This window comes from Oceanospirillum beijerinckii DSM 7166 (assembly GCF_000422425.1).
GTDB lineage: Bacteria > Pseudomonadota > Gammaproteobacteria > Pseudomonadales > Halomonadaceae > Oceanospirillum > Oceanospirillum beijerinckii.
Genome location: NZ_AULT01000005.1, coordinates 36,273 through 63,269 on the forward strand (window position 1 = coordinate 36,273; position 26,997 = coordinate 63,269).

At 47.6% G+C, this 26,997-nt stretch carries 24 protein-coding genes; 15 read left to right on the forward strand and 9 right to left on the reverse strand.

The window, feature by feature from the left end; genetic code table 11:
- Window positions 1-451 precede the first annotated feature (451 nt).
- The 10 genes from H579_RS0100130 to H579_RS0100180 all read left to right on the forward strand — a co-directional run bounded on the left by H579_RS0100130 (window position 452) and on the right by H579_RS0100180 (window position 8,606).
- Entirely contained in the window at window positions 452-1,975 is a 1,524-nt protein-coding gene (locus H579_RS0100130; RefSeq protein WP_028298982.1) for a class I SAM-dependent methyltransferase, read from the forward strand.
- A 424-nt stretch (window positions 1,976-2,399) separates the two neighbouring features.
- Complete coding sequence (locus H579_RS0100135) at window positions 2,400-2,732, forward strand: type II toxin-antitoxin system RelE/ParE family toxin (RefSeq protein ID WP_245583183.1); 333 nt, start codon at window positions 2,400-2,402, stop codon at window positions 2,730-2,732.
- Window positions 2,722-3,003: an addiction module antidote protein gene (locus H579_RS0100140; RefSeq protein ID WP_028298984.1), complete on the forward strand. Its 282-nt coding sequence runs from the start codon at window positions 2,722-2,724 to the stop codon at window positions 3,001-3,003. The genes H579_RS0100135 and H579_RS0100140 overlap by 11 nt, the downstream gene beginning before the upstream one ends.
- A gap of 91 nt (window positions 3,004-3,094) precedes the next feature.
- Window positions 3,095-3,916 carry a hypothetical protein gene (locus H579_RS23575; RefSeq protein WP_036564921.1) on the forward strand — a complete coding sequence of 274 codons (822 nt, stop codon included), beginning with the start codon at window positions 3,095-3,097 and terminating at the stop codon, window positions 3,914-3,916.
- A 43-nt stretch (window positions 3,917-3,959) separates the two neighbouring features.
- The gene (locus H579_RS23580; RefSeq protein WP_169449682.1) at window positions 3,960-4,637 is read left to right on the forward strand and encodes an Rpn family recombination-promoting nuclease/putative transposase; all 678 of its coding nucleotides are present in this window, start codon (window positions 3,960-3,962) and stop codon (window positions 4,635-4,637) included.
- Between the two features lie 204 nt (window positions 4,638-4,841).
- The gene (locus H579_RS0100155) at window positions 4,842-5,102 is read left to right on the forward strand and encodes a DUF2442 domain-containing protein (protein ID WP_157834520.1); all 261 of its coding nucleotides are present in this window, start codon (window positions 4,842-4,844) and stop codon (window positions 5,100-5,102) included.
- 216 nt (window positions 5,103-5,318) lie between these two features.
- A complete protein-coding gene (locus H579_RS0100160; protein WP_028298986.1) occupies window positions 5,319-5,642 on the forward strand; it encodes a type II toxin-antitoxin system RelE/ParE family toxin in 324 nt (107 codons plus the stop codon).
- Window positions 5,632-5,922: a helix-turn-helix domain-containing protein gene (locus H579_RS0100165; RefSeq protein WP_245583184.1), complete on the forward strand. Its 291-nt coding sequence runs from the start codon at window positions 5,632-5,634 to the stop codon at window positions 5,920-5,922. The genes H579_RS0100160 and H579_RS0100165 overlap by 11 nt, the downstream gene beginning before the upstream one ends.
- 175 nt (window positions 5,923-6,097) lie before the next feature.
- Window positions 6,098-6,529, forward strand: a complete 432-nt coding sequence (locus H579_RS23585) for a hypothetical protein (RefSeq protein WP_211224638.1) — start codon at window positions 6,098-6,100, stop codon at window positions 6,527-6,529.
- 622 nt (window positions 6,530-7,151) lie between these two features.
- Complete coding sequence (locus H579_RS0100180) at window positions 7,152-8,606, forward strand: MBL fold metallo-hydrolase RNA specificity domain-containing protein (RefSeq protein ID WP_028298989.1); 1,455 nt, start codon at window positions 7,152-7,154, stop codon at window positions 8,604-8,606.
- Between the two features lie 94 nt (window positions 8,607-8,700).
- On the opposite strand, the gene H579_RS0100185 is transcribed toward H579_RS0100180, so the two are convergent.
- Complete coding sequence (locus H579_RS0100185; protein WP_028298990.1) at window positions 8,701-10,473, reverse strand: matrixin family metalloprotease; 1,773 nt, start codon at window positions 10,471-10,473, stop codon at window positions 8,701-8,703.
- A 673-nt stretch (window positions 10,474-11,146) separates the two neighbouring features.
- Here H579_RS0100185 and H579_RS0100190 point away from each other — a divergent pair.
- Both H579_RS0100190 and H579_RS0100195 read left to right on the forward strand, forming a co-directional pair.
- Window positions 11,147-11,932 (forward strand): hypothetical protein, encoded by a 786-nt coding sequence (locus tag H579_RS0100190; RefSeq protein WP_028298991.1) that lies wholly within the window; start codon window positions 11,147-11,149, stop codon window positions 11,930-11,932.
- A gap of 311 nt (window positions 11,933-12,243) precedes the next feature.
- Entirely contained in the window at window positions 12,244-14,901 is a 2,658-nt protein-coding gene (locus H579_RS0100195; RefSeq protein ID WP_028298992.1) for a beta strand repeat-containing protein, read from the forward strand.
- Between the two features lie 233 nt (window positions 14,902-15,134).
- Here H579_RS0100195 and H579_RS0100200 read toward each other — a convergent pair whose 3' ends face one another.
- The 4 genes from H579_RS0100200 to H579_RS23590 all read right to left on the reverse strand — a co-directional run bounded on the left by H579_RS0100200 (window position 15,135) and on the right by H579_RS23590 (window position 20,263).
- Window positions 15,135-15,326: a DUF6447 family protein gene (locus tag H579_RS0100200; protein WP_028298993.1), complete on the reverse strand. Its 192-nt coding sequence runs from the start codon at window positions 15,324-15,326 to the stop codon at window positions 15,135-15,137.
- 241 nt (window positions 15,327-15,567) lie between these two features.
- Window positions 15,568-17,046, reverse strand: a complete 1,479-nt coding sequence (locus H579_RS0100205; protein WP_169449679.1) for a TolC family protein — start codon at window positions 17,044-17,046, stop codon at window positions 15,568-15,570.
- 5 nt (window positions 17,047-17,051) lie between these two features.
- Window positions 17,052-18,458, reverse strand: a complete 1,407-nt coding sequence (locus tag H579_RS0100210; RefSeq protein WP_051227160.1) for an HlyD family type I secretion periplasmic adaptor subunit — start codon at window positions 18,456-18,458, stop codon at window positions 17,052-17,054.
- A gap of 98 nt (window positions 18,459-18,556) precedes the next feature.
- Complete coding sequence (locus tag H579_RS23590; RefSeq protein WP_051227161.1) at window positions 18,557-20,263, reverse strand: type I secretion system permease/ATPase; 1,707 nt, start codon at window positions 20,261-20,263, stop codon at window positions 18,557-18,559.
- Window positions 20,264-20,636: 373 nt separating this feature from the next.
- Between H579_RS23590 and H579_RS0100225 the strand changes: the two genes are divergently transcribed.
- Entirely contained in the window at window positions 20,637-21,161 is a 525-nt protein-coding gene (locus H579_RS0100225) for a hypothetical protein (protein ID WP_028298996.1), read from the forward strand.
- A gap of 105 nt (window positions 21,162-21,266) precedes the next feature.
- Window positions 21,267-22,079: a SapC family protein gene (locus H579_RS23595; protein ID WP_051227162.1), complete on the forward strand. Its 813-nt coding sequence runs from the start codon at window positions 21,267-21,269 to the stop codon at window positions 22,077-22,079.
- Window positions 22,080-22,121: 42 nt separating this feature from the next.
- Here the strand turns inward: H579_RS23595 and oxyR are convergent, their stop codons facing one another.
- Complete coding sequence (gene oxyR / locus H579_RS0100235; protein ID WP_028298997.1) at window positions 22,122-23,033, reverse strand: DNA-binding transcriptional regulator OxyR; 912 nt, start codon at window positions 23,031-23,033, stop codon at window positions 22,122-22,124.
- Between the two features lie 385 nt (window positions 23,034-23,418).
- Here oxyR and trxC point away from each other — a divergent pair, with 385 nt between their 5' ends.
- Window positions 23,419-23,853 (forward strand): thioredoxin TrxC, encoded by a 435-nt coding sequence (trxC, locus tag H579_RS0100240; RefSeq protein WP_028298998.1) that lies wholly within the window; start codon window positions 23,419-23,421, stop codon window positions 23,851-23,853.
- Window positions 23,854-23,970: 117 nt separating this feature from the next.
- Here trxC and H579_RS23600 read toward each other — a convergent pair whose 3' ends face one another.
- The 3 genes from H579_RS23600 to lptF form a co-directional block, all read right to left on the reverse strand.
- Window positions 23,971-24,516: an RDD family protein gene (locus H579_RS23600; protein ID WP_084623724.1), complete on the reverse strand. Its 546-nt coding sequence runs from the start codon at window positions 24,514-24,516 to the stop codon at window positions 23,971-23,973.
- A gap of 234 nt (window positions 24,517-24,750) precedes the next feature.
- The gene (gene lptG, locus H579_RS0100250) at window positions 24,751-25,815 is read right to left on the reverse strand and encodes an LPS export ABC transporter permease LptG (protein WP_028298999.1); all 1,065 of its coding nucleotides are present in this window, start codon (window positions 25,813-25,815) and stop codon (window positions 24,751-24,753) included.
- On the reverse strand, window positions 25,815-26,966 hold the full coding sequence (gene lptF / locus H579_RS23605) for an LPS export ABC transporter permease LptF (protein ID WP_051227163.1): 1,152 nt from the start codon (window positions 26,964-26,966) through the stop codon (window positions 25,815-25,817). The genes lptG and lptF overlap by 1 nt, the downstream gene beginning before the upstream one ends.
- Window positions 26,967-26,997 lie beyond the last annotated feature (31 nt).

Genomic DNA, 26,997 nt, shown 5'->3' on the forward strand with positions numbered 1-26,997 from the left:
CCATGAATGGCAATCAGGTTTTGCACAGGGCTTGGGATTAGCGGCACCCTGGAAGCTGGTTGATCAGCACCTGGATATATCCTCATCACCTCACCAGTTCATCTCACTATTGAAATCGATCGTGGCAGCCTGCTCCCCTGCACTGAATGTGGACTGACATGTCCCGCTCGTGACTATACAGAGCTGATTTGGCGACACTTAAACTTCTTCCAGCATCACTCAGCTATTAGTATGGCTACTCTGTTTGGAATGCCTGTACTGTATTTCTTCATTATCATATTATTTGATATTCGTGGAGCCTTCATCCTGATAAGTAGCTCTTTCCCTGCTAATAAATTGTTCTTAATAAAAGCTCTTGGCTTACTTAATACGGTTGAAAATATCGGGGATAAAAAGACAGGGGTTAATGTTAGCCTCCTTAAATTAACGAAGATATATAAGAGTAAATATAATGACTGACTGGACGGCCGGTTACATGGCTGATATTGATTATACGTATGGGTACTACGCGGAGCTAAATCCGCAGCGAATCAAACTGGCATTTCTCTCTGCAGGGCTGCAGCCGCCTGATGTGCAGACGGCCTGTGAGCTTGGTTTTGGCCAGGGCGTGAGCATTAATCTTAACGCTGCCGCGTCGAACGTTCAGTGGTATGGTACCGATTTTAATCCTTCTCAGGCTCTGTTTGCACAGGAGTTGGCCGATGCGTCGGGTGCGCAGGCACATTTGTTTGACCAATCCTTTGAGCAATTCTGTCGGCGCGATGACTTACCACCGTTTGATTTTATTGCTTTGCATGGGATCTGGAGCTGGATCAATGATGAAAACCGCCAGATTATCGTAGAGTTTATTGAGCGTCAGCTGAAAGTGGGTGGAGTGTTGTATATCAGTTATAACACACAGCCAGGTTGGGCTTCGATGGTACCGATGCGTGAATTGTTAGCAGAGCACACTCGGGTATTGGGTGCGCCAGGGCATGCTATCGGTGGTCGTATTGATGATGCTCTTGAGTTTGCGACCAGGCTGCTCGATACTGATCCGTTGTTTGCTAAAGCCAATCCCCTGGTTAAACAAAAGGTTGAGCAGCTGAAAAAAAAGAACAGAAACTACGTTGCCCACGAATACTTTAACCATGACTGGGCTCCGATGAGTTTTACCCAGATGGCTGATTGGTTAGCACCGGCAAAACTGAACTTTGCCTGCTCTGCTAATTACCTGGACCATATTGACATTGTAAACTTGAGCCCAGAGCAACAGGCTTTGCTCGATAGTTTGCCTGAGGGGAATTATCGGCAGATGGTGCGTGATTTTATAATCAATCAGCCGTTCAGAAAGGACTACTGGGTTAAAGGGGGGCGCAAGCTGACAAGCCTGCAGCAGACCCAGCAGCTCAGGCAGCAAGCGGTTTTGCTTATTTCCTCTCCTGAATATATGGATCTTAAGTTGAGCGGTATGCTGGGTCAGGCTGATTTGAACAAAGATGTTTACGAACCGTTTATTGAGCTGATGGGGGATTTTAAACCGCGTACCCTGGCTGAGATTGAAACTAGTTTACCGCAGCTTTCATTTAGCCAGATTCAACAGGCCGTGATGGTGTTAATTACCAAAAATGATCTGATGGCAGTTGCAGATAACACTGGTGATGCCGGGCCCCCTTGTAGGGCGCTTAATCAGCACATCGCAAATTTATCTCACAGTATGAGTGAGTTTGAGTTTAATGCTTCACCTGTGGTTGGGGGCGGTTTTGCGTTGTCACGTTTTGAACAGTTGTTTATTCAGGCACGGCAGCAAGGGCATAAAACTCCGGCAGAATGGGCAAATGCAGTCTGGCCATTACTTGAAGCCCAGAACCAGCGATTGCTCAATGAGGGTAAGACTCTGGAAAATGCACAAGAAAATATTTCAATGCTGACCCGGCATGCAGAGATTCTGTCGCGGAAGTGGCCGCTGTTGAAAACCCTGGAACTGGTGGATTGATCTGACACCAAAAGCTAAAAACGTAGTAACTATTCAGCTGCCTGATCAAAAATATCGGGTAGCTGCCCACAAAACAAACGAAAAGAACAAACGACAACGAAAGGCAACGAAAAGGGACACCCACTTTAACTGACGAAAATAAAGGCAACGAAAAGGGACACCCACTTTAACTGACGAAAATTGGCAGCTGTTATGATGCAGGAGTGTTAAAAGGAGTGTTAAAAGGAGTGTTAAAAGGAGTGTTAAAAGGAGTGTTAAAAGGAGTGTTAAAAGGAGTGTTAAAAGGACACCCACTTTTAAAACCCCATCATATCAATTAGTTATCCTTTCTTTTGTGCTTTCTCTAAGTGGACGGCATCAATTTTAAAACCTCAGTGATGCTATTTTCCTTGCTATATTGTTTTTAAGTGGCCTGGGGGCTACAATGGCCTACATGAGATATAAGGTCAGAACCACACATCAATTTGATAAATGGCTCAAAAAGCAAAGTGACCGTCAAGCAGTTAGAGCTATTGCTATGCGTATTGCCAGGGTAGAACAAGGGAGCTTTGGTGATGTCGAACCTGTTGGTGAAGGTGTGAGCGAAATGCGTATTTTTATTGGTAAGAGTTATCGTATTTATTATGCAGTATTGGATGGGGTTGTAGTTTTACTGCTCAACGGTGGAATCAAGAGTAATAAAAAGCAACAGCAATCAGATATCATCTTGGCTAAAAAATTATTTAGTGAGATAAAGGGGGAGAAATATGAACAATGAGGCTAAGCCTTTTAACCCATTTGATTATTTTGAAACTCAGGAAGAAATTAATGCTTACTTGGTTGAGTGTTTTCGTGATGAAGATCCTAGTCTGTTTGTGAATGCGTTGGGGCACCTGGCTAAACACCATGGTATGGCAGAGGTTGCTAAAGCTACAGGGTTAAATCGTGAAAGCTTGTATAAAGCTTTTAGCGGCAAGGTGCAACCAAAATGGGATACGGTCGCTAGGGTTATGCGTGCCCTGCATGTGGATATGACGGTGGTGGCTTAACTGGCGTAATCCACTTTCAGGACTCCCATTCTTATTTGACCCAGCCTTCCCTTCTAATTTTCATCAAGACTAAAGGCAGCAAGACTAAAGGATGAGTAACCACTACCATCTGGTGCTGCGGGTGGATGCAAACCGTGCAGATGCTTGGAGTGATAACGAGGTGCTGGAGCGCTGGACACAGTTGTTTACCGGCCCGGATCTGGTGCGGCGGTATCGGCAAGACCCAACGGTGTTTGATCGCCCCATGCAGGCCAGAATCGCCCTTTATGTGCAGGAGTACCGTCAGCGGTTGCAGGATATCTCCTGGTTTATGCGGGTGTTGAATGAGTCCATCGCTCGTATGGCTAATAAAGAGGATGGAGTTAAAGGCCGCTTCTGGGAAGGGCGGTTTAAAAGTCAGGCACTACTGGATGAACAGGCGATTATTGCAGTGATGGCCTATGTGGATCTCAACCCCGTGCGGGCTGGGATGGCGGACTCTATACCGGCCTCGGACTATACCTCCGCCCAGCGCCGAATCACCGGGCAGACCGGCCCCAGTCTGACAGCTGATGATAACGCCGGTAAGCACACGTTAACCGGTACGCCACTGGCAGAACAGCCCTTAGCCTTGTTGATGCCCTTTGATCCCGGTGGCCAGCTAGCCAGTGGGATCCCCTTTTCGCTGACCGATTATCTGGAACTGGTGGACTACGTCGGGCGTGTGGTGCATCCTAATAAACGGGGTGTTATCCCTCCGCAAACCCCTAATCTGATGGCGCAACTGGGTTTAACCCATCAATGGGTGCAGGATCTGGCCGAAGGGCGCTGGCTGCAGGGGTTCGGCTGGGCCATCGGCACCGCACAACACTTGAAACAAGCCCGCCCGCAGCGAATGAAAGGCATGGGTAAAGCCTGTGCACTGGTGGCTTAGGGGAGGGAATTTAAAATGACCGCCAAACATCACGATACCGGCTATAAAGAAAAACAGTCCGCTTACCCCAGGTCAGGGGTTACCTCCTGTCTTTCCGGTGGTGCTGTACAACGGTTCCCGCCGCTGGAGCGCCCAGCAGGATATCTATCAGATGATCCAACCGGAACCGCCGTCTTTTCTGCGTGTCTACCAACCCCAGCTGCGCTATTATCTGGTGGATGAAGGGGCGTACACCGATGAAGAACTGGGGTTAACCCCAACTCCATTGAGTGCGCTCTTCAGCGTGGAAAATGCCGGAGACAGCTGGGCCACGTTACAACGGGCTGTGGATCGTGTGGTGGCTATTATTCAGGCTGATCCCAATAAAGAACGGATCGACCGCGTGATTACCCGCTGGATTAAACGACACCTCAATCGCTTGAGCGCCGAGGTTAACCTGGAACAGCTCAACAGCTTAATCGAGGATAAAGATATGTTAGCCGAGAACTTAGAAAATCTGGTGAAGAAAGAACGCCTGCAAGGCATCGAACAAGGGATACAGCAAGGGATGCAGCAAGGCTACCAAAAAGCTCAGGCTGAAGTGGAAGCGGCTGAGAAGCGCATGATCCGAACCGTGATCAATATGCTGCAAGCGGGCTTATCCGATGATCAGGTGGTCGCCATTGCAGATATTACACCGGAAGAACTGAAGGCCATTAAAGCGCAGCAGTCTCAGCATTGATTGAGAATAAAGATATGTTAGCTGAGAACTTAGAAAACCTAGAAGAAAACACTAAAGGGACATATATGGACACCTCGCCAATGTCCAGCCGTTTGACGTCATGAATTACACTCAGTCTATCTGATCTGGCTTCCTGAAGAATAGATGGCACTTGTACATATATCCAAAAAGACTAAAAAAGACACCCACTTTTATAGCCCTTTTATGAAATTACATTCTTTTGAGCATAAAAATAACTACACCTTTATCTTAGGGTTTGCAGATCATAGCTTTATAGAAGCTGACCTGTCTCCTTTGTTAAAGGCTTATGTCGAGCCCTCAGCTATTAATACCGCGAAAATAGATTCTGAATGGGGTTGTCTGATCTTTAATGATGGTATGGTAGATATTGAACCCAGGACACTATACAAGTTTGCTGTAGAGCAAGGGGTCTACCACCCAGATAAAAAGGACACCCATTTCTAAAATTATTTTATACCAATTGGTTATCCTATTTCTGTGCTAAAAGGGTACCCACTTTAACTGGCAGTACCCCTCAATCCCCGTCTATCTTTCAATTATCCCCTCAACATCGGATCAGGAGGTCAGGATGACCAAGCCCCGCTGTGAACGGATCTGTCTTACAGCTACACTGGTGTGACTCTCTTGTTCTTTATCCGCTTCTAGCGGATAATCTTTGGCATGATATTTATTGAATTGCCTATTTTTATGCGTTGTGCTGATGCGCTATTTTCTGATGAGGATTTACGTGCAATGCAAACGATATTGCTGGAAAATCCGAATGCAGGTGACTTAATACCTGGTGGGCGAGGGCTAAGAAAGTTGCGTGTACCTTTGCTAAATAGAGGTAAGCGCGGTGGTGCAAGGGTGATCTATTATCACTGGACGAAGCAGTCACACTGTTATTTGCTTTATGCTTACGCAAAGAACGTGGCTTCTGACTTAACACCTGATCAGCTACGAAAATTGGCAGCTGTTATGCAAGAGGAACTCAATGATGAATGAGCAGCAGTTTGATGCGTTATTAGAAAGTGTTAAAGACATGGGTAAGCATATGCGTAATGAGTCGGTAGCTGTGCGTGTGCGTGAGTTTCCAGAACCAGATGTGAAGGCGATTCGGGAAAAAACCGGTTTATCACAAACAGGGTTTGCTTATCTGATTGGTGTTAAACCTAAAACATTGCAAAACTGGGAGCAAAAGCGGGTTCGTCCTGCTGGCCCTGCGCGTGCATTATTAAAAATAGTTGAAGCTAATCCAGACGCTCTGTCCGCTATTCAAAGTTAGTAAAGAGATAACACTAAAAGGGCGTCGCGGTTTCTGACAATCCACCTTCAGGACACCCATTCTTATTTGATCCTACTAAAAAGGCACCCACTTTAACTGGCAGAACCCCCAATCTCTTCAGCGTGGAAAATGCCGGAGACAGCTGGGCCTCGTTACAACGGGCTGTGATCGTGTGGTGGCTATTATTCAGGCTGATCCCAATAAAGAACGGATCGACCGCGTGATTACCCGCTGGATTAAACGACACCTCAATCGCTTGAGCGCCGAGGTTAACCTGGAACAGCTCAACAGCTTAATCGAGGATAAAGATATGTTAGCCGAGAACTTAGAAAATCTGGTGAAGAAAGAACGCCTGCAAGGTATCGAACAAGGGATACAGCAAGGGATACAGCAAGGGATACAGCAAGGGATACAGCAAGGGATACAGCAAGGGATACAGCAAGGCTACCAAAAAGCTCAGGCTGAAGTGGAAGCGGCTGAGAAGCGCATGATCCGAACCGTGATCAATATGCTGCAAGCGGGCTTATCCGATGATCAGGTGGTCGCCATTGCAGATATTACACCGGAAGAACTGAAGGCCATTAAAGCGCAGCAGTCTCAGCATTGATTGAGAATAAAGATATGTTAGCTGAGAACTTAGAAAACCTAGAAGAAAACACTAAAGGGACATATATGGACACCTCGCCAATGTCCAGCCGTTTGACGTCATTAATTACACTCAGTCTATCTGATCTGGCTTCCTGAAGAATAGATGGCACTTGTGCATATATCCAAAAAGACTAAAAAAGACACCCACTTTTATAGCCCTTTTATAGTCCTTTAATACCAAGTGGTTATCACTGCTGCAGTGACTGCCAAAGTATCCTCAATAGCAATGCCATTCGCTAATCTGCTATGATCTTCTGCAATCCCTATTACGCATCAGGGGGTCTTTGTGTTCTTGCAAGTCTCAAAATGGAGGTGCCAGCATTAGTGACAGTAATCATCATGACTCCGGTTATAAGGAGTTGTTCAGTTACCCTGAGTTAGTCCAACAACTGATCGAAGGATTTGCGCCGCCTGAATCAGCCGAGTCTGCGTTATTATCAGGTGAACTGGCTTGTGGGTCTTTCGACTTTCTGTCTTCTTCTTAGGTCATATATTGTTTTAAATCATTTCGATAGCAGGTGCGTGTATTAATATAGGACGTTTCTGAAGCAAGGTGGCTTTTATGATCATCAAGGAGGATTATGATGTATCCCAAAATAGACCATCATGGCGGTGCACAGGGAGTAACAGGCAGCTGTCATCAGCTCTGGTTTGATCATAAGCATTCATTGCTGGTTGATTGTGGTTTGTTTCAAGGGCAGGAGGTTGATGATGATCTGCCCGCATTGGAAAGGCTTTCCATTGATTTTCCCATCGAGACGATTGAGGCCTTAGTTGTCACTCATGTCCATATTGATCATATTGGCCGATTGCCTTATCTGTTAGCTGCGGGTTTTCGTGGCCCTATCATTTGTTCTCCTCCCAGTGCGCATCTCTTGCCTTTGGTAATAGAAGACGCCCTTAAAATTGGTTTTACCCGCAATAAGGTGTTGATAGAGCGCTTTCTGGATCAGGTAAATCAGCAGTTGGTTGTTTTGCCCTATAAGCAGTGGCATTCGTTGCTTGATCAAAATGGTTTGGCGGTAAAGGTGCGCCTGCAGCGTGCTGGCCACATTCTGGGTTCTGCTTATATTGAAGTGGATTATCGCTCGGCAGTTCACGGTGAGCTGTCACAAAGAGAAGGTAACCACAAAAGCCAGCGTATTGTGTTTTCGGGGGATTTAGGCGCACCCTGGACGCCTTTGTTGCCTGCGCCACGTTCGCCTTATCGGGCAGATATATTGGTGTTGGAGAGCACTTATGGTGATCGTTTGCATCAACATCGCAGGGAGCGAAGTCAGCAGCTGGCACAGTTGATAGAGCATGCGATGCATCGTAAGGGGCATATTATTATTCCGGCCTTCAGTATTGGTCGAACTCAGGAATTGCTGTATGAGTTGGAGCATCTTCTTCATCAGGCTGAACCTGACTCTGTTTTAAAAGAGTTAGAGGTGATTGTGGACTCACCCCTGGCGGCTAAATTTACTCAGTCTTATCGTGAGTTAAAAGAGTGGTGGGATAAGGAAGCCTGGCGTCGATATCGCCAAGGACGACACCCGCTGAGCTTTGAGGAGTTATACACGGTTGATAGCCATGATGAGCATTTGCAGACAGTGAATTATCTGAGTCGCAGCCAACGCTCCACTCTGGTAATTGCGGCCAGTGGTATGGCCAGCGGTGGGCGCATTGTGAATTATCTGAAAGCGATGCTGGGTCAGTCCCGTCATCAAATACTGTTTACTGGATATCAGGCTAAAGGTACACCAGGGGCTGATATTCTGCGCTATGGTCCGGCAGGCGGTTGGGTCACGTTGGATGGTCAAAGGTATGATATCCGGGCATCGGTACAGCAGATTTCAGGCTACTCGGCTCATGCGGATCAGAAGGATCTGGTTAATTTTGTCCGTTGTATGCGTGATAAGCCGCAAGAAATTCGGTTGGTTCATGGTGATAACAAGGCCCGTGTGGCGTTGAAAGGCCAGCTGGAAAGGCTGTACTCCAGTGACGCGAGGATGGACGAGGTTCAGGTATTGCTCGCCGGACAGGAAAACGGATAAAGATAGATCGCTTTGATGTGAGTTTTTGTGGGTTGGTGAGTTAGAAAGGAAAGCAGGGAAGCCTGCTTTCCTTGTGGTATCTCACGATTGAGCGTTACGCCAGTGTCGTTGTGGTATCGGTAAATTGCAGGCTCTCAACGCCGGTCAGTTGAGCGGCAAACGAATCGGCCAGTACGATGTAGCTACCGTCGGTTTGCTTCTCTACCTGGGCTGCGCTGGATGCGATACTCAGTTGTACCGTGTCTGTACCTGTACCGCCGTTTACTGTGTCAAAACCACCTTGATTCAGGATGATAATGTCGTCACCGGCACCTGTGCTGATCACGTTATCCACAGCGTTATCCTGAACGCTGTCATTGGCACTACCTGTGGTGACATTTTCAATCACAACACCTTTGGATATTGCCAGGTTCATCTCACCGGTATACAGCTGATCGCCCAGATTGGTGTACTGATCGTTAATAAAATTGATAAAGGTTTGACTGGTAATACCCATCTCGGTGACTTTTTCTGCGGCTTGTGTGGCGGCATCTTTTACGTCAATGGATGAGAATTTCTGCTCACGCAGGTCGACAGTACAGACACCGGTTGCTGCAGAGGCATCAATCAGGTCAGTACCACCGGCATCCCAGATCACTTCCTGTACCGTGGTGCCAAAACCGACGGTATAAGTGGTATCTGTACTATTGTGGCTGGTGTTAACCCCGTAGGCTGCTTGCAGTGCCATCACATCATACAGAGCATAGCCTGTGGTGTAATAGCTGCTTACAGGTTGAGAGTTGATGGAGTTACCGGGCAAGGTGAACTCCATAGTGTAGTTGTGGTAATCCGTATAGGACATCACGGAGTGAGTGATGTTTTCTTCGTCAGCAGGTAATGTCGCATCACCTTCAAAGGAGTGATCAAGCCCCATTGCATGCCCTAGTTCATGTATGACCGTAAAGAAGGGGGATTGACCTGCAGTGTATTGTTCGCTGGTGGTATATTCATTATTAAGGAAAACATCACCACTAATACCGCTACCAGGATAGTAAGCGTAAGCATCTGTATTGCCTGATTGAGCAACAGCATTCCACTCGATATCGCCATCAACAGATACTTCGCTAAAGGTCAGCGGTGTAAAGGTGGCAATATCTGCAAAAGATGCTTCAACGGAAGGTTTTGCTGCATCGGGGAAAGCGATAAAGCCGGATAGATCTTCGTCAGCGTAGTCAGCTGGTTCTGTCAGATTGTAGGAATAGGTAACGTTTGTGCTGCTCCAGTACTTACCTGATTCAAGTGCGGGGCTATCACCTGTAGTAGGTAGTGTGCCGGTCGTTGCATTTGTGCTGGATTTAGCCTGAGCCTGAGTTAATAAGCTGTCGGTTGGGTCGGTTGGGTCGGTTGGGTCGGTTGGGTCGGTTGGGTCGGTTGGGTCGGTTGGGTCGGTTGGTATAATATCAACAGCCCCGCCTGCATAGATTACTGACTGATTGCTTACGGTGACAGCAGATTCACCTTCTGCTGGTAAGCTCTGGCCCAAAACATCAAGGGCAAAGGTCGGAAAATCCTTATCGGCACCTGTGATGCCCGCTGCTGCATTGGCGCTAACGGCGAATGTGAAGGTATCCGCACCTCGGATATTTACAACTGAGCCATTGCTTAAATACAGTAACGCCTCATTATGTACTAGTATGGATGAGGTGATGGTTAGTCCTTCGGCAAGCTCAATGCGGTTGGAGCCGCCCTGGTCAATAATTGTAATTGTCTCCCCACTTTCAAGAAAGCTTGGAATTAGACTGTAGACTTGGTCTGATTCATCCCCTTGATAAGTAGTACCTGAAGACTGAATCAGTGTTAGAAAATCTGATACCTTATTAATAGCCATTACATCACCAAAATTTTAATTAGAGGATATATATGATCAATACTGTAGCATCAATACCTCTACAGCTCTAGCCCGACACCTCTGCAGGCAATGCCAGAGTATTGGTCGTTTGCACTAGTTATAGAAGCTGGTGTAGCCGACTTTGTTTTGTTCACAGAACAGAGGGGCTGATAAACCATCCTCCTCTACTGCTGAATAAGTGTTTGCTATTGTTCAGGTGGAAGTTACGTATATAGGTCATGGTATAAGGTCTCGTCTTGTTTAAAGGATGAGACCAGGTCAGTCGAGCGGTTTGAGTGTAGGTAGAACGCCCCAGAATGAGTACTTAGTGTGCAGAGCAAAGCTCAGATGCGGATGAAATTGATAAGCAAAGATGTGTTAACGGAATTCCCGTGGGTGAAAACCCTGTCAGAGCAAGGCTTGTCACCATTCTGAAACGAGTCTTGAGCTGTCAGTAGTGATGCCGGCGGCTAAGCGTAGGCAGTGAGTCAGTAGGGCACGGTGATTGAACACCGAGATCATTTCTGTTATAGGTGCCAACGTCTTTAAGTGTATGTAAGGCGGTACCAACACATTCCTGAATAACCTGGAATGCGCGCGGGCCGGTGTTGAAGAGCCTGGCATGCTGATATGTTTAGGTACTTGGGTGTTTTTAAATTTATTTGGAGTAATTATGGCTATTCAGAAAGTAAAAGATTTTTTAACACTAGTTCAATCAGCTAATACTACTTATCAAGGCGACGAATCAGACCAGGTCTACAGTCTAATTCCAAGCTTTCTTGAAAGTGGGGAGACAATTACAATTATTGACCAGGGCGGCTCCAACCGCATTGAGCTTGCCGAAGGGCTAACCATCACTTCATCCATACTGGTACATAATGAGGCGTTACTGTATTTAAGTAATGGTTCTGTTGTGAATATCCGTGGTGCGGATAGTTTTACCTTTTCAGTCGGTGCTAATGCGGCTGCGGGGATTTCTGGTAGCGATAAAGCTTTTTCAGCTTTTGCCATTGACGTCCTGGGGCAGAGCTTACCTGCAGAAGGAGAAGCTGCGGTTACCATCAATAATCAGTCGACAATCAGTTCCGGTGGTGGAGTCGATATTGTTGAGGGAACGGGTCTTGTAACAGTCACACCTGATGTAGGTACGGCAACGGCAACGGCTACTGGTGGCCCTGATGCGATCACTTTTAGTGATTTAACTACAGGCAACTTCAATGTTGTTAACTTTAATATAGCTCAGGACAAGCTTGTGTTAAGTGGGCTAACAGGGGCCAGCGGTTCTACCTTAGCAGACTTATCCGGCGATACGGCTGCGATGGGACTGATTTCTGTACAAGTAAATGAAATTACCAATACCTTATTTGTCAATTTAGGCCAGGATGCTGATGATAATGTTATCAGTATTGAGATAGCGGGTGTTGTTGATGCTTCTCTTGTGAATGTAGAGTTAATCTGACCGTGAGCTATGTGTCTATGGCTGTCTGTGCTCTTTGGGGTACTAAATTATATTGCTTAAGCGGTAAGATAAAGGTTTTATAGGCTCTATTGGGTCTCTTTGCTAGGATTTTTAGTTAAAAATACCGAAATATCTTTATTTTACATGCTTTAGCTTGGGCTGGGTGTGAATTAAAGTGGCATTTGAATTTTATGTGGCCATTATTTAAATACAAGAGTGGTTTTACTCATATTAAGCATCCAGTGTAAATGTTGCTTGTCCTTTTAGATTGCAGGCTGGCGAGGACTGAGTTGGTAGGGGAAACTAATCAAATGAGTAATGATGTTGTTTTGGTACAGCACGGTGTTACTGGTAAGGGTGAAGGGGATGATATTTATATTCTCTCAGGATCCGAATTGGATGCCTACAGTACCGTAGTTATATCTGATGCCCAGGGTATAAATTGTATTCAGCTCATTGATGGGTTGAAAATTATTAGCTCAGCTGTAGCCAATAATACAGTGCGTATGACGTTAAGTAATGGCTCTGTCGTCGATATTCTAGGTGCTTCTGACATGAAGTATGTGGTTGGTGGCGACGCCATATTGGGTGGCGGGGGGGTAGAGAAAGACTTTGCTGGGTTTGTGAAAGATGTTCTTGAGTCTACAGTGCCTTCAAGTGGGCAAAGTCCTACCAGTGGCGGTGCTGTGGTAATTGATGCCTCTTCAATTCCGTCTGATGGTTCGACAGGAGAAGTAGCCCTGAGCTTAGCCCTGACCGATGCGGATGCCACCGGTAGCGCCGATGAAATTCAGGGCACAGACCTGGATGATAGTATTCAGGCAACAGGCGGCGCTTTGAACAGCACTGCAACCTTAGATGCAGATGATACCTTGGTGGACAGTAATCTTGATGATAACGATACTCTGACGATAGCCGCAAGTTCTAATATTGAGGAGATGGCCTCCATCATCTCCGGGATAGAGAATATCGTGGTTAACCTGACCAGTTTTTCTGATTTGAGCGTTGATCTGGCCGGTGTCGTCGGTTTCGGAACTACGGTGACGGTCAATAATTTGCAAACTGCAGGTGCAACTGGAGTCAGTATTGTTAATCTACCGGGTAATGCCACTCTGGTAGCGGGCTCTGGCATGACTGGAACCGTGAGTGTTTCGCTGGAGGGGAAAAATGCCACTCTTGATACACGAGGCGTTGCAACGACTCAGGTGACAGGCGTTGACAGTGGCGGTGTCACAGCCCTGCTGGCCAATGGTTCTTCGGTGTCGTTATCCGGTACATCTTCTACGACCGATGTTGCTACCCTGAAAGGGGTCGGTACCGTTACTGTTGAAAGTGCCGCGGTTGATCAGGTTGAGCGGCTTGTTTTGGCGGGTGACAGTGGTGATGTGTTATTTAACTTAGATAGCACTGATGATCTCCTGACTCATGTGACCTTTACAGGCGATCATAGTGTTGGTTTAGCCCTTACCGTAGAGCAGTTGTCTGGGCTGGCAGTTGTTGACGAGGCCGATAGTGGCGTGGTTACCACATTGAAGTTGTTAACTGCTGGCACTGGAGATTTAAGCGCTCTATCTGTTGATAGTATTGATCTGGCTACGGGCGGTGCTGCAGGTAGCTATACTCTGGCTAATCAGCAGACAGTAAAGTTAAGTGCAGATGTAGCCAGTAGTGGTGTGACTCTGGATGCGAACCTGGCCTCGGGTAATGAAACGCTGAACCTTCAGGTAGAGACATCACAAACCGGCGGTAAGGTGACCGTGAGTGATTTTGAAGTTGTTAACCTTTCAGCGCTGAGCAGTGTCTCGATTGCTGAGCTGGAAGGGGATGGTACGAATACAACGGTAAATCTGGCTGGTAGTCAGAATATTACGCTGACTAAGGTGACCGCCAATGGTGTCAATGGTACAGCGATGAGCGGAGATTTGACCCTGACCCTATCCGATACCCTAATGTCAGCAACTGGGGGCAGCGGTGGTGATACCTTTATTGCCTGGGATGGCGATATGAGTATCGATGGTGGCGGTGGTACCGATATCTTGCAGCTGACAGGTGGTCTGGATCTGTCGGATAATATCCTGTTTTTATCCAATCTGGATGCGCTTCAAATTACAGATAGTGATGCAGTCAGTGTCACGATCAACGCATCTGAGCTACATGGCAAGACACTGGCGCTTAAGGGTACAGATACCGCCGATACTTATATCCTGAATATGGATGAAAATGTATTAGATCTTTCTGCTTGCAGTGTCGATAGCGATACAGCCAGTGTATCGATTGTCAGTACCGATGTGGCTGTGAATGCATTGACGATCACGGGCTCTATGGGAAGTGATTCCATTAGTGCAGGCTCTCAGGCCGATACGATTACGGGTGGTGAAGGGGCCGATGTCATTATGGGTAATGGTGGTAACGATACCATTATCCTGACAGAAACCATATCGGCTGTTGATCGGGTTATTTTCACTGGTGGCAGTTCTGATGGTGTTGATACTGTAACCGGCTTTAACGTGGCTAATGATCAGATTGGTCTGTATGCAACAGATCTAACGGCCGATGCGGCAGCCACAAGCGGCAGTGTACTTAAGGTTGCATCGGAGGCTACTTCTCTTGTCACATCAGGCGCTGCCTTTACGCTGGCAAATAGCAGTGCCGACTTCAGCGTTATTGAGCTGACAACTACATTGGATAGTAGTGTCAGTTTGGGCGCAGGAAGTACGGGTACGGACTTGCTGCAGGCCTTGTCATCAGATGCAACCGCCGCTTCCGGTATTACATTGAATGGGACAGGGGAAAAAGCATTTCTTGTGACCTATCAAAATAACCAGGCATTCTTGTGGTATCTGGCGGAAGGTAGTAGTGGTACTGGAACAGGTGATACTACTGTACTGGCGGGAGATATTGCGTTGGTGGGAGTCTTTAATAGTATTGCCGGAGGTGATATTACTGCGACTGCTTTTGTTGCAGCCTGATAGAGAGTTTATTGCGTGGTAAACACGCAAGCCCTTCAGGTTCAAAGGGCTTGCGTGTTTTAGCCTTTGTATTTACCAATACTACGCGTGTTAATAAATCTCTTAGGCTTTTGAGGAGATCGGAACAAGCTAGCTAATTGACGTTTTAGCTGCTTTTCTCCAGCTATAGGATATGCACTATCCATGCAATACCTGAGAGTTTTTTGGAATCAAGAAGCCCACAGGTTTTTAATTTACTCAGACTGAGCAAGCAGCTCTTTTAGTGCCATAGCATAGGCGTTACGTGCAGTTTGCAGTATCGCTAGCTCTTGCTGAACGCTCTGAATTTTTTGATCGCATACCTGCAGAGATGTTAGCTGATTTTTGCTGGCTTCTGACAGGGATTCCAGGTCGTATTCTTTTCCATCAATTGTAATTTTAGGCATGTTCTTTCCTGTAGTCTTTCTGTGTAATATTTAGCCTGAATAAGTACACTTATGGCTATCCAATATATGGGGATGGATTATACAGTTTAAAGGGTTGGAATGCTCCTGGCCCCCTTAAAAATGTTATCCCGTTTTACTTCAATTAAGCATCAGCACAAAAGTCTTCGATATTTATATCCTTATCCTCTCCGGCTGCGAGCCGAAGAGGGTGGATATATTCATATTGCTGAGCTTATGTCGTTTAGAGGGCTGATTTTTGGGCGGCCTGCGCGAATAATTGATCGTATTCTTCGAGCATATTGCTATCCAGCAAACCCGTTTCCAGGTGTAAGCTGAGATTAGCCAGCAAATACTGGTTCAGGGTATTGGCAAAATTAAGCTGGACATCGACCAGGCGTGTGCGTGCATCCAATACTTCAACCTGGCTTCTTAAGTTAAGCGTCTGACCGCGTATTGCAGCATCAAGATAGCCCTGGCCGGATTGTCTGGATTCAACCAGTGCGGATAAGCGTTCGCTCAGGCTAATCATGCGTGAATAGGCCAGTTTAACCCGCTGAGAGACCTGAGAGCGGGTGAACTCAGTCGTGGCATGTTCAGCATTAAGGCGAGCGGAGGCCTGTCTTATACTGGCCTCTGTCCGGCCCCCTTGGTAGAGAGGCAGGCTTAGCTCTATGCCGATGGTAAGGTCTTCACGGGTGCGCTGATCATCCTCAGAGTCCCTGTCCTGATAGCTCAGGTTAAGATTAACGGTTGGGTAGTGGCCTGCATTACGGGCCGAAACTGTGATTTCAGATTGCTTTGCTTTGGAGAGACTTTCCTGAAGCGTGGCATTCTGGTTCACCTTTTCTAACCAATAGGCTTCATCTTCCACGGGCAGGTTATACTCCACCAGGTGTCCATTCGCTACCCAGGCTTCAGGCAGGACCACGTCTCTGGAGATCATGTTCTGCAGGAGGGTTTTGGAGTCATTCAGTTCGCTCTTTGCCTGCAATAGATCGGACTTTGCCAGATCCCGGCGAGCCTTAACCTCCAGAACATTAAGCTTGTCACCGACACCCAGACTGAGCTCACGCTCTACCTGTTCTAAGTTTGCTTCCAGAGCGTTCAGCTTCTGCTCATTAAGATAGACTTGCTGAGCACTCAGTAATACGGCGAGGTAGCGCTCTGAGAGACGGTAAATCAAGTCTTGCTCAGCCCGTTTATAGCGAAAGGCAGCGGCGTCGACATATGATTCGGCACCTTTGTATTCGTAATAGCGGGCAAAATCTACCAGAGGTTGACGCAGACTTACTTGCCAGTAGAAATCATTCAAGGTGCCACTGGAACGGGGCAGGTCCGGGTCATAGTAGCTCGCATTATCCGGATCGGTATAAATATTATCCGAGTCCTCATAGCGATGACCTGCAGCCAGGTTGATTGTCGGCAACAGGTTAGACCTGGCGATGTTAACTTCTTCCTGCTCGGCAGTGAAGGTCATCTGGGCGACCCTGATTTCCGGGTCATTGGCTAAAGCGGCTTGTAAAGCTGCGCTAAAGCTCAGTTCATCAGATGATGATAGTTGTACACTGTGTGGCATCTGCGTTGTACTTGCAGCATCCTGTGCATGGGCAACAGGCGTCAGTGCCAACAGTGCTGCCACGGGCAGTGCAGTGTAAAGAGAGAGTGTTTTGTTGTCATTGAGGCTACGCAGGGTAGCGGTCAGTTTATTTAAGCGAGACACCAGCATTACTCCTTCAGGCCACGGGCAAAGCTATCAGCTAATGGTTTCAACAGATAGCTGAACAGGGTGCGGTCACCGCGACGAATCATAACCTCTGCTGGCATGCCAGGCTTGAGCTGCATGCTTTCATCCATCTCGCTGTAGCCTTTATCGGTCACTCGAATGCGGGCCAGGTAGTAAGGCATTCCATCACGCTCATTCACTAGACGGTCAGCAGATACCAGTACCACTTCACCTTCAATAACCTTGGTTTTACCATGGTTGAAAGCGGAGAAACGAATGTCCGCCAGCTGGCCTTTATACAGTTCATTAATGTCCTGAGTCATGACCTTGGCTTCAACCACAAACTTGTCTTTCTCTGGTACAAGATCCAGCAGCGTTTGGCCAGGGGTAGCAACGCTGCCAAGCGTATGCACCTGCAGGTCAACAACAATTCCTTTTTCCGGTGCGCGAATAGTCGCACGGCGAACTTTATCTTCGGCAACACGGATACGTTCCTGCAGGTCAAAATAATCTGCCTGAGTCTGCTTGATACGTTCACCGATCTCTTTCAGGAAGTCTTGCTTACGAGTGGCTTGCTGTAGCTCTGCTTCCGTTGCCTGAAGCTTCAGGCGGGCAATCTCTGACTCATTACGTGCTTTTTCGTTTTGGCGTTGTAGCAGCTGGCGATTCAGTTCACGAGCGCGTTGGCCATCACCCAGGCCTTCTTTAAACAGGGTGTCGAAAGCTTTTTGCTCCTCATCCAGAGAAGTAATTTGCTGCTCAAGAATACTGCGCTGTTGCTCATATCCTGAGACTTGTTGATTTATCTGCTCAACGCGCGCGCCCAGTGCCTGTTGCTCCTGCATAAATGCACTCATGCTGGCGGTGTGCAACTGACGCTGTTGCTTCAGAACATTGCTGATATCCTGAGATTTCTTTGCCTCTTGCAGCAGGTTGTCGCTGAATGTCAGGTTAGTATCAAAACGTTGCTGGGCGCGTAAGCGTTCCAGTTCAGCCTGAGTATTCAACAGGCGCTTCTGAGTGGCATCTCTGTCAGCATCCCATTGTGTAGTGTCCAGTTGAATCAATGGGTCGCCAGCGGCTACTTTATCGCCATTACGTACGAGGATGTTCTTAACAATCCCCCCCTCGTAGTGCTGAATTGATTTACGGTAGCTGTCAACCATCACTTCACCGCTGGATATCAGGGCGCTACTCAGGGGAACGAAGCCTGCCCATAAGGAAAAGCCACCCAGTGTAAGTAACAGAAACAAGATACCAGAGCGGATGTAGCGACGATCATCAACCGGGACATCTGACTGAACGGGTTGAGGTGGTGGTGTCAGTAGGTCTTCTTGCTTTGCTGGCATTTTATCTGCTTGGGAGGAGAGCTTTTCATGCTCTCCTTCGATTACTCTGCTTTTACTCATTTTATTTCTCTGAAAAACCGGTTAAGTCCGTTGGTAGGGCGCTATGTAAGTTTGAATCTCACCAGCGCCGCTGCCTATGTTTTGGCAATAATACAGAGTTATGCTTTAACTGGTGTTGAGCCAGCCTTCTGTTGAGCCAAATGAGCCATGACATCATCCCTTGGGCCGAAGGCCTGCAATTGGCCATCACGCATAACCAGTAATTTATCGATGTTCTTCAGAATTGAAGGGCGGTGACTGACAACAAATAATGTAGTGCCTTCTTGTTTCAGGCGCAGCATGGTTTGAGCCAAAGCCTGCTCACCCTGATCATCCAGGTTGGAGTTAGGTTCATCCAGAACAATAACTTTTGGGTTGCCATACAATGCCCGTGCGAGACCAATTCGCTGACGTTGACCGCCAGACAGGGCTCCGCTGTTGCTGCCGATAACGGTATCGTAGGCGTTTGGCAATTGGAGAATCAATTCATGGACACCGGCTTTTTTCGCCGCTTCGACAACCTTTTCCGGGTCAACATCACCAAAACGGGCGATATTTTCACTGACTGAGCCATCAAACAGTTCAATATCTTGTGGCAGGTAACCCAGATAAGGGCCTAACTCATCACGGTTATAGTGTTGCACGTCGGCGCCATCAATACGAACAGAGCCATTTGCAGCAGGCCAGATTCCCAGTAATGAACGGGCCAGTGTTGATTTACCTGCAGCACTGGGGCCGACTATACCCACATGCTCACCTGGTGTGACACCAAATTGTACGCCTCGTACCGCAGGGGTGCGCGAGCCAGGCGGTACAATAACCAGGCCTTCAACGGTTACTGTGCCCATAGGTGGTGGCAGAGGCATCTTGCGATTCTGGGATGGGATAGCGACCAACAGTTCGCTCAGACGCTTGTGAGCCGCGCGAGCCGAGTTAAAGCCGTTCCAGCTGTTAATCATTAAATCCAGAGGAGCCAATGCACGGCCCATCAGAATAGAGCCTGCGATCATCATACCCGCAGACATCTCATTGAGTACGACATAGTAAGCACCCAGACCAAGAATCAGAGACTGGAACATCATCCGCAGCACCTTACTCAGGTTGCTGAATGTGCCAGCCATATCACTGGCTTCAGTCTGTTTTGCCAGGAAGCTCTGATGCTTATTGTACCAGCGACCCATAATGCCGGGCAGCATGCCCATAGCATGTAGAACTTCCGCATTACGCAGGTTATTGTTTGCCAGGCCCTGGGCTTTCACGTTTTCACTGTTCGCTTCCATCAAACGAGAGCGAGTGGTGCGCTCGTTGAAAATGGCCACAATAAACAGAATGACGGCGGCTGCGATTGCAAACCAACCAAAAGCAGGGTGAAACAGGAACAACAGGCCGATATAGATAGGCATCCAGGGAGCATCAAAGAATGCAAACAGTCCATTGCCTGTCATGAATTGGCGGATACTGGTCAGATCGCTGAGCGGCTGTGCAGATCGCTGAGCAGGATTTTTAACACCCAGCTCAAACATAGCAGAATAGATACGCTGGCTAAGATAGCCATCAAGCTGATTACCAACACGAACCAGAATACGTGAGCGAACCCACTCCAGGGTACCCATGATAAAAAACATGGCGACCATTAGCAGGGTCAGGAATAACAGGGTTTCCAAACTGCGCGAGGCAACAACCCGGTCGTAAACCTGGAGCATATAAAGAGGAGCGGTTAGCATTAGGAGGTTAATAAACAGGCTAAAGAAACCTGCTGCCCAAAAACCTCGTTTGCTTGCTCGAAGAGCTGATCGGAGATCTTCAGCAATTTTCGTTTCGTTCATGATTGGCTCAGTTCATTTTAAAGATTGGCTTGAAACCGGTCTGCAAACGTGATCATCTGCAGCCTGATTCGTGTGCCAGTAAACATACTTGGCTAGAGGATGGAGAAGCTTTTGACGGCTATTGATCAATCGTGCGGCTTCACCATGCATTCAGCAGGGGCGAAATGCTAGCACCTCTAAACACCTCACTGCAATATGGTGATTAAAATGTTGGAATCAAGGGCGGAAGATGCCGGGAACCGCTGATTAATTTCCTTGGCAGAGATATTGAGACCTGACTCACAAAACTACTTCAGTATACTTACGACCTGTTTCGGGCTCATGTATCATGGGCGGTTGGAAAAATTATAGATGTAAAAGTGAAATTTGAATCATGATCCCTTCACTGCAGCGTGTTACAACCGAGTATGTGGAAACAGAAGATAGAATTCGATTAAACGGCTTGGCTGATGAAGATACCCTCTGTATCTGGTTATCCAAACGATTAGCGGATCGATTGGTAACAGCAGTGACTCAATTATTGGAACAACAGCATGTTGAGCAGGCTGAGGGTGTAAAGAATGATTTACTCAGTTTTTCTCAGCAGGCTGCGCAGCAAAGGACTCAAAGAGATGCAGAGGAACCTGTTGCAGCAGCGGTTAAGCCAGAGGCCAGTTGGCTGGTATTGAGTGTTCAGATTACTCCCACACCTCATTCGCTGCGAATGACCCTTGTGGGTAAGAACGATCAGCAAAAAGCAGAGTTAAATATGGGGATTGGCAATGTACGCCAATGGCTCAATATTCTTTTTTCAGCCTATAAACGAGGGCAGTGGTCAACAGATGCCTGGCCTGAATGGATGCATAGCCATTTTACGCCTAAAGCTGCCCAAGGTGTTGAAAGCAAGAAAATCCATTAGATCAAATGATCCAGGTGTCGGTCTGGTGGCGTCAGAGGTCCTCGGTGCAAGCCATCTCGGGTGGTACAATGGTCGATTCAGTAATCAGTTAATACGGAGTGAGTAATGCCTCGTTATATTCCTCTGCAGCGTCAGTTGCACAAACAGGCTGGTTGGCAGCCTGTTAAGAGTTATTCCTTTACTAAAGATTTGAGTGCGGCTCCTCTTTTGATGGAGGAACTGGCCCATGTTATGCCTCACATGGCAATTGCGTTCTCTAAAACCGAGCATATTGAATCAGGCTATGAGTTGGTCGGTATTCAATCTTTGCATGCCAATATGAATCTGTTTGTCAGTCCGGACGGGCGTTGGCTAGGGGGGTATGTTCCAGCTGCTTTCCGGGGCTATCCTTTTGCTCTGTTAAGAGAAGAAGGCGGCGATAATTTGCATTTATGTGTTGATGCGGACAGTGAACTCTTTAATGAGGAGGCTGCTGAGGGCGATTTACGCATACTGACTGATGCCGGTGAGCCCGCCGAAGAAGTAGCTAAAGTGCTTAACTTCTTGCAACAGTGTCACCAGAACCGTTTATTAACCCATAAGCTGGTGCAGCAGCTTGTTGATAACGATCTGATTCAACCTTGGCGTATCAATATTAAACAGCTTCAGGAAGATGGTGAGGCTAAAGTTGTTGCGGTAGAGGGTCTGTTTGAGATCAATAAAGAAGCTCTGGACGCCTTGTCTCCTGAGAAACTGCAGGAACTGCATCTTAGCGGTGCTCTGTCTATGGCTTATTGCCAGATGTGGTCAAAACCACGTTTAAGTAATCTGGCAAGTCTATTCCAGGCGCATTCTAAGCTTTTGCAGCAAGCACAAGCACAAGAACCGGATCTTGACCTGTTGTTTGGTGAAGCAGAAGAAGATATCTTCAAATTCTAAGCGGTTGAGAAACAAAGCATAGAGAATATAGCAGAAGCTCAGCTAAGAGGCTGAGCTTTTTGTACTCATGCTATCTTGCATGACATCCTTGATGCAACTGACCACCTCTCTGACGCAAGTCATACGGGAATAGTTGGGACGTATCAACAGCGAGATCAGACGACTGGGTTCCGGTTGTTCAAACCTTAAGTACCTCAGTGACTGATCTTCTCTCTGACTGGCCAGGCGTGGCATCATCGTAATGCCCATACCGCTGGCGACCATATAACGCAGTGTTTCTAAACTGGTCGCTTGAAAACTGTGATCCTCACTGGCTCCGGCGCTAAAGCAATAACCCATAGCCTGGTCCCTTAGGCAATGGCCATCTTCCAGGGTCAAAATCTTCTGATCATTCAGGTCGCTCAGTTGCAAGGTGCCCTTATCAGCCAGTTTATGGCCTGTGGGCACGGCCAGATCCAGTGGCTCGTAAAACAGGTCATAGCGCTCGACACCCTGCATATCTTCCAACCAAGGTAGTACTAGCAGGTCCAGTTTGCCTTCATTTAACTCCTGTAGTAGCACCTTGGTCTGCTTCTCGTGTAAATAGAAGCGAATGTTGGGCAGTTTCTGATGTAACGAGCCCATAATGTGAGGCAAAAGATAAGGTGCCAGCGTTGGAATCAGCCCCATATGCAGGTCTCCGGCTAAAGGATCAAGCAGGTTCCTGGCCGTCTCTTCAAAATCCCTGGCGGCATTCAGTACTTTGCGTGCTTCCTTAACCAGCTGTTCACCAGCAGGGGTTAGCATAACATTGCGGCGATGTCGCTCGACCAGTTGTAATGACAACTGCTCTTCCAGTTTCATAATTTGACCGCTTAACGTCGGCTGACTGACAAAACAGGCTTCGGCAGCTTTACCAAAGTGCTTGTGTTGGTCGATGGCATCCAGATATTGCAAATCTCTGAGCTTAACCATAAGTGATCCTGTGATGTCGGTGGAATAGGGATGATATACCTAAATGAGTGTAGCCATCACCCCTTGTGATCTTAGTTCAGTATGATAGCAGTGGTTGAGATTCCTATTGCCTAAGTAGGCATACAGTACTTTTCCCTGCATAAAGCCCGTATTTTCCGGCCGCTTCGGCCGGAAAATATCGGAATATTTATGTTCGGGTACTTATTGCCTATTGCCTGTTGAGATCTCTGTTAATAGAACAGCGCTTGAAAATATTAAAGCGAATACATAAATTAGTATTAACTAAACTCAATAATCAAGCGAATACTCATTAATAACGCTAAGTACGTCAACATTAATACAGTACAACTAATATCAACAAATACAGAGCAAATACAGGACAACCATGAGCGAAAGTAAACATATCGTCTGCCCCCATTGTGATGCGGTGAACCGCCTGCCTGCTGAGCGTCTGAGTGATAGCCCTAATTGTGGCAAGTGCAAGCAGGCATTGTTTAATGGACAGCCTCAGAATCTGACTGATGCTAATTTTCAAAAGGTGATTGTGAACTCAGATCTGCCTGTCGTAGTGGATTTCTGGGCGGCCTGGTGTGGCCCTTGTCAGATGATGGCGCCGATTTTTAGTGCAGCAACGCAGCAGTTGGAGCCTAAGGTACGTATGGCGAAGGTGGATACGGAAGCGGCACAGCAAACCGCTGCTCAGTACGGTATCCGCAGCATTCCGACGTTGGCGATCTTTAAAAACGGTAAGGAAGTGGCCCGTCAGGCCGGTGTGATGCAGGGGCCGCAGCTGCAGGCCTGGATTCATCAATATTTGTAGTGGCGCTGTAATCGAGTGGCTTAACCTCTAACAAGCAAGTCCGTACGCTTTAAGTTCGGCTTGCTTGTCTGGCTTTTTTTATGGCAGGGCCGATAGGATTTTGGCTGATAGCTCTGATTACTTCTTCGCCCTTTTCTTGCTCTTACCTGAATTCGCTTTGTTGCCTTCCTGTTCTGAGCTATCTCCTTTATCTAAGGCTGAGATCTCTTTATCAGAAGGAATGTAAACCACAACCGTATCAGAGAACTGGTCGTGCCAGGTTGCTTTGTTTTTAGAAAACAGCATCCAGATATAACCCAGGCCCAGACTGGCAATAGAGAGTGCGGCACAGAGAAAGCGCATCAGTGCCTGAGTCGGTGACATGGCCGTGCCATTCTCATTTTGTACGCGGATGCGCCAGGCTTGCATGCCCAGGGTTTGGCCTGTCCGCAGCCAGAAAAAGGCGAAAAAGCCAAAAGTCAGGATAAACAGAGCGCTCTGGAAAGCCGGGCCTGCGCTGTCGGTCATGGCATCGGCTTCGACAAAGGGCAGGCGGGCAAAACCAGCAAACATCCATAGGGCAACGATAATCAGAAAGTCATACAGCAGGGCTCCCAGACGACGGGTCAGGTTTGCCGGTTGGGCCCATTGTTGATTGGGGAACTGTCGCCCGCTTTGAAACATAGTGTTTACCCTGAAATTAAATCGTTAAAAATATAAAACTATCGGCTTTTATTTTGTCGCAGTTTAGCCGGTCTTGTTAAGCCTCGTCCTGATAAACCTTGTGATATCTGAGTAGGTTGGATAAGCGAAGCGCCATCCGATACTGACCTCGATATCCGGCTATTGTCGGAAGGCGCCTACGGCTTTTCCGACCTACAGCAATTTATCTGGATTGGATAAGTATTAATATCCGCATTAACCACTGCGACGAATCAATACCGCACCGTAGAGGGCACAGCCCAGTGCTGGGACCAGAATTGCCCACATAGGTTCAAAGCCATACACCACACTGGCGGGGCCTAACAGATCCTGCACATACTTGACCGCAAGTCCCACGATGACGCCGCTGAATACCCGTGTACCTGCTGGTGCGGAACGCAGCGGGCCAAAGACAAAGGATGCCGCGACCAGAACCAGAGAGCCTATGGTAATCGGCATCAATACCTTCTGCCAGAAAGCCAATAGATGATCATGGGATTTCAGTCCCCGCTCTTTCAGGTATTGCGCGTACTGCCAGAGTTCACTGGGTGCCAGATACCTTTCCTTGATAATGATCATCTTCATCAGGTCAGGTGTAAGTTCGGTTTGCCAGCGCCACTGGTCGATACGCTCCTCCTGAATATGGGTGGGGGTGATACGACTGATCTGCACGTTTTTTAGCAGCCAGCTATCGTCTTCATAAGTACCTGATCGGGCATAGAAGATACTTTCCAGCTCTTTGGTGTCTTCATCGAAGGTATAGCGGGAGATACCAAACAGGCGGCCATTGGCATGAATCGAAGCAAAATAGAAAAACTCATTCCCTTCACGGTGCCAGACCCCCCATTCTGCCTCGACCCGTGCATTACCGGATTTCTTAAGAATGCGGTAGTTTTGAGCGTTGACCTCTGTTACGGGTGAAACATACTCACCTATCAGAAACGCAACCAGAATGATGGCCAGTATGGGTTTCATTACTGAACCGATAATTCGCACGATGGACACGCCCGCAGCCCGAATCACCGCTAACTCATTGCTACTGGCCAGTGCCCCAAGGCCGATCAAAGAGCCGACCATAACCCCTACAGGCATCAGATCGTAAAAACGTCGCGGTAGTGTCATAAAGACAAAGTAAAGCGCATTAGTAATCTGATAGGTTTTATTCAGATCATCCAGCTCATTAACCAGAGCCAACATAAAGTCCAGACCCAGCAGTAACGTCTGCACAATCAGAACGGCACTCAGTACGCTGACGGCGATATAGCGATCCAGTGTTTTCATCAGCTTTGTACCGTCTCTGGTTTATCAGTCGGATTCGAGCTGTTCGGCTTCGAAGGCTTGGAGGATGACTTATTAAACAATGTATCCTTGAATACCAGTAGCATAGCGATCAGGAAAAACACCAGATGTACCGACCACATACCAATCGCCGGGTCCAAACGGCCTTTTTCAATCATACCCTGCACAGAAATCAGCCCACTCAGGTAGAAAATATGCAGGAAAACCGCCGGGAAGAGTTTGGCAAAACGACCCTGGCGGGGGCGTACATAACTGAGCGGCACTGCCATAAGAGTGACAATGATGACCATTAGCGGCAGAGATAAGCGCCATTGCACACCGGCGATATGCTGTGGGTTATCGGATGACCAGATCTGACTGGTTGGCAGCTGGCGTACCTTGATGCGGTTGCGATCTTTGTTATCTTCGGCCAGACGCACAGCGTAACGCTCAAAAGTCAGGATATTAAAGTCTTTTTGTCCCACTTGACCTTCAGTTCGTGCACCATTCTCCAGTACCAGAAAGCGACTGCCGGTTTTTTCATCCAGATATTGATAACCTTGTTCCGCACGAAATACAGCGGTACGGCCATCGCTTTTTTCCCTGCGGTCACCGTCCAGCTCCTGAGATAAAAAGACACCACGCATGCGGGTATTTTGGTCGGTCAGCTCTTCGGTATAGACCACTTGGCCTCCTGAGAATTGCTGGAAGCGTCCGGGTTTAATCGCCGAGAAGTCGACCTTGCGCTTCTGTTTTTCAAAGATAGCGGCGGCTTTGGCTTCACTGTTGGGTGTCAGCCAAAGGCTGAAGCTACCGACAATGGTTGCTACCAAGGCACCGGCACACAGGGTGTAGAGCAGTAACCTGGTAGGGGTAAAGCCACAGGCCATCAGGACGCCCATCTCGTTTTCCTGATACAGACGGCCATAGGCCAGCATAATCGCCAGGAAAAAGCCCAGTGGCAGAATCAGTTCCAGTACGGAAGGCAGCTGAAGTACCAGCAGGCTCCAGAGAAAATCCAGTGACAGAGAGCCTTCAGCGATATCTTCAAACAGCTTAATAAAACGACCGCCGAGAATAATCAGCAGGAGAACCAGGGTAACTGCCGTCATGGTCAGCAGCACTTCCCTGAGCAGGTAACGAAAAATAATCAAAAAGCGGCTCCTGTCAGTGTTGGCTTCGGTG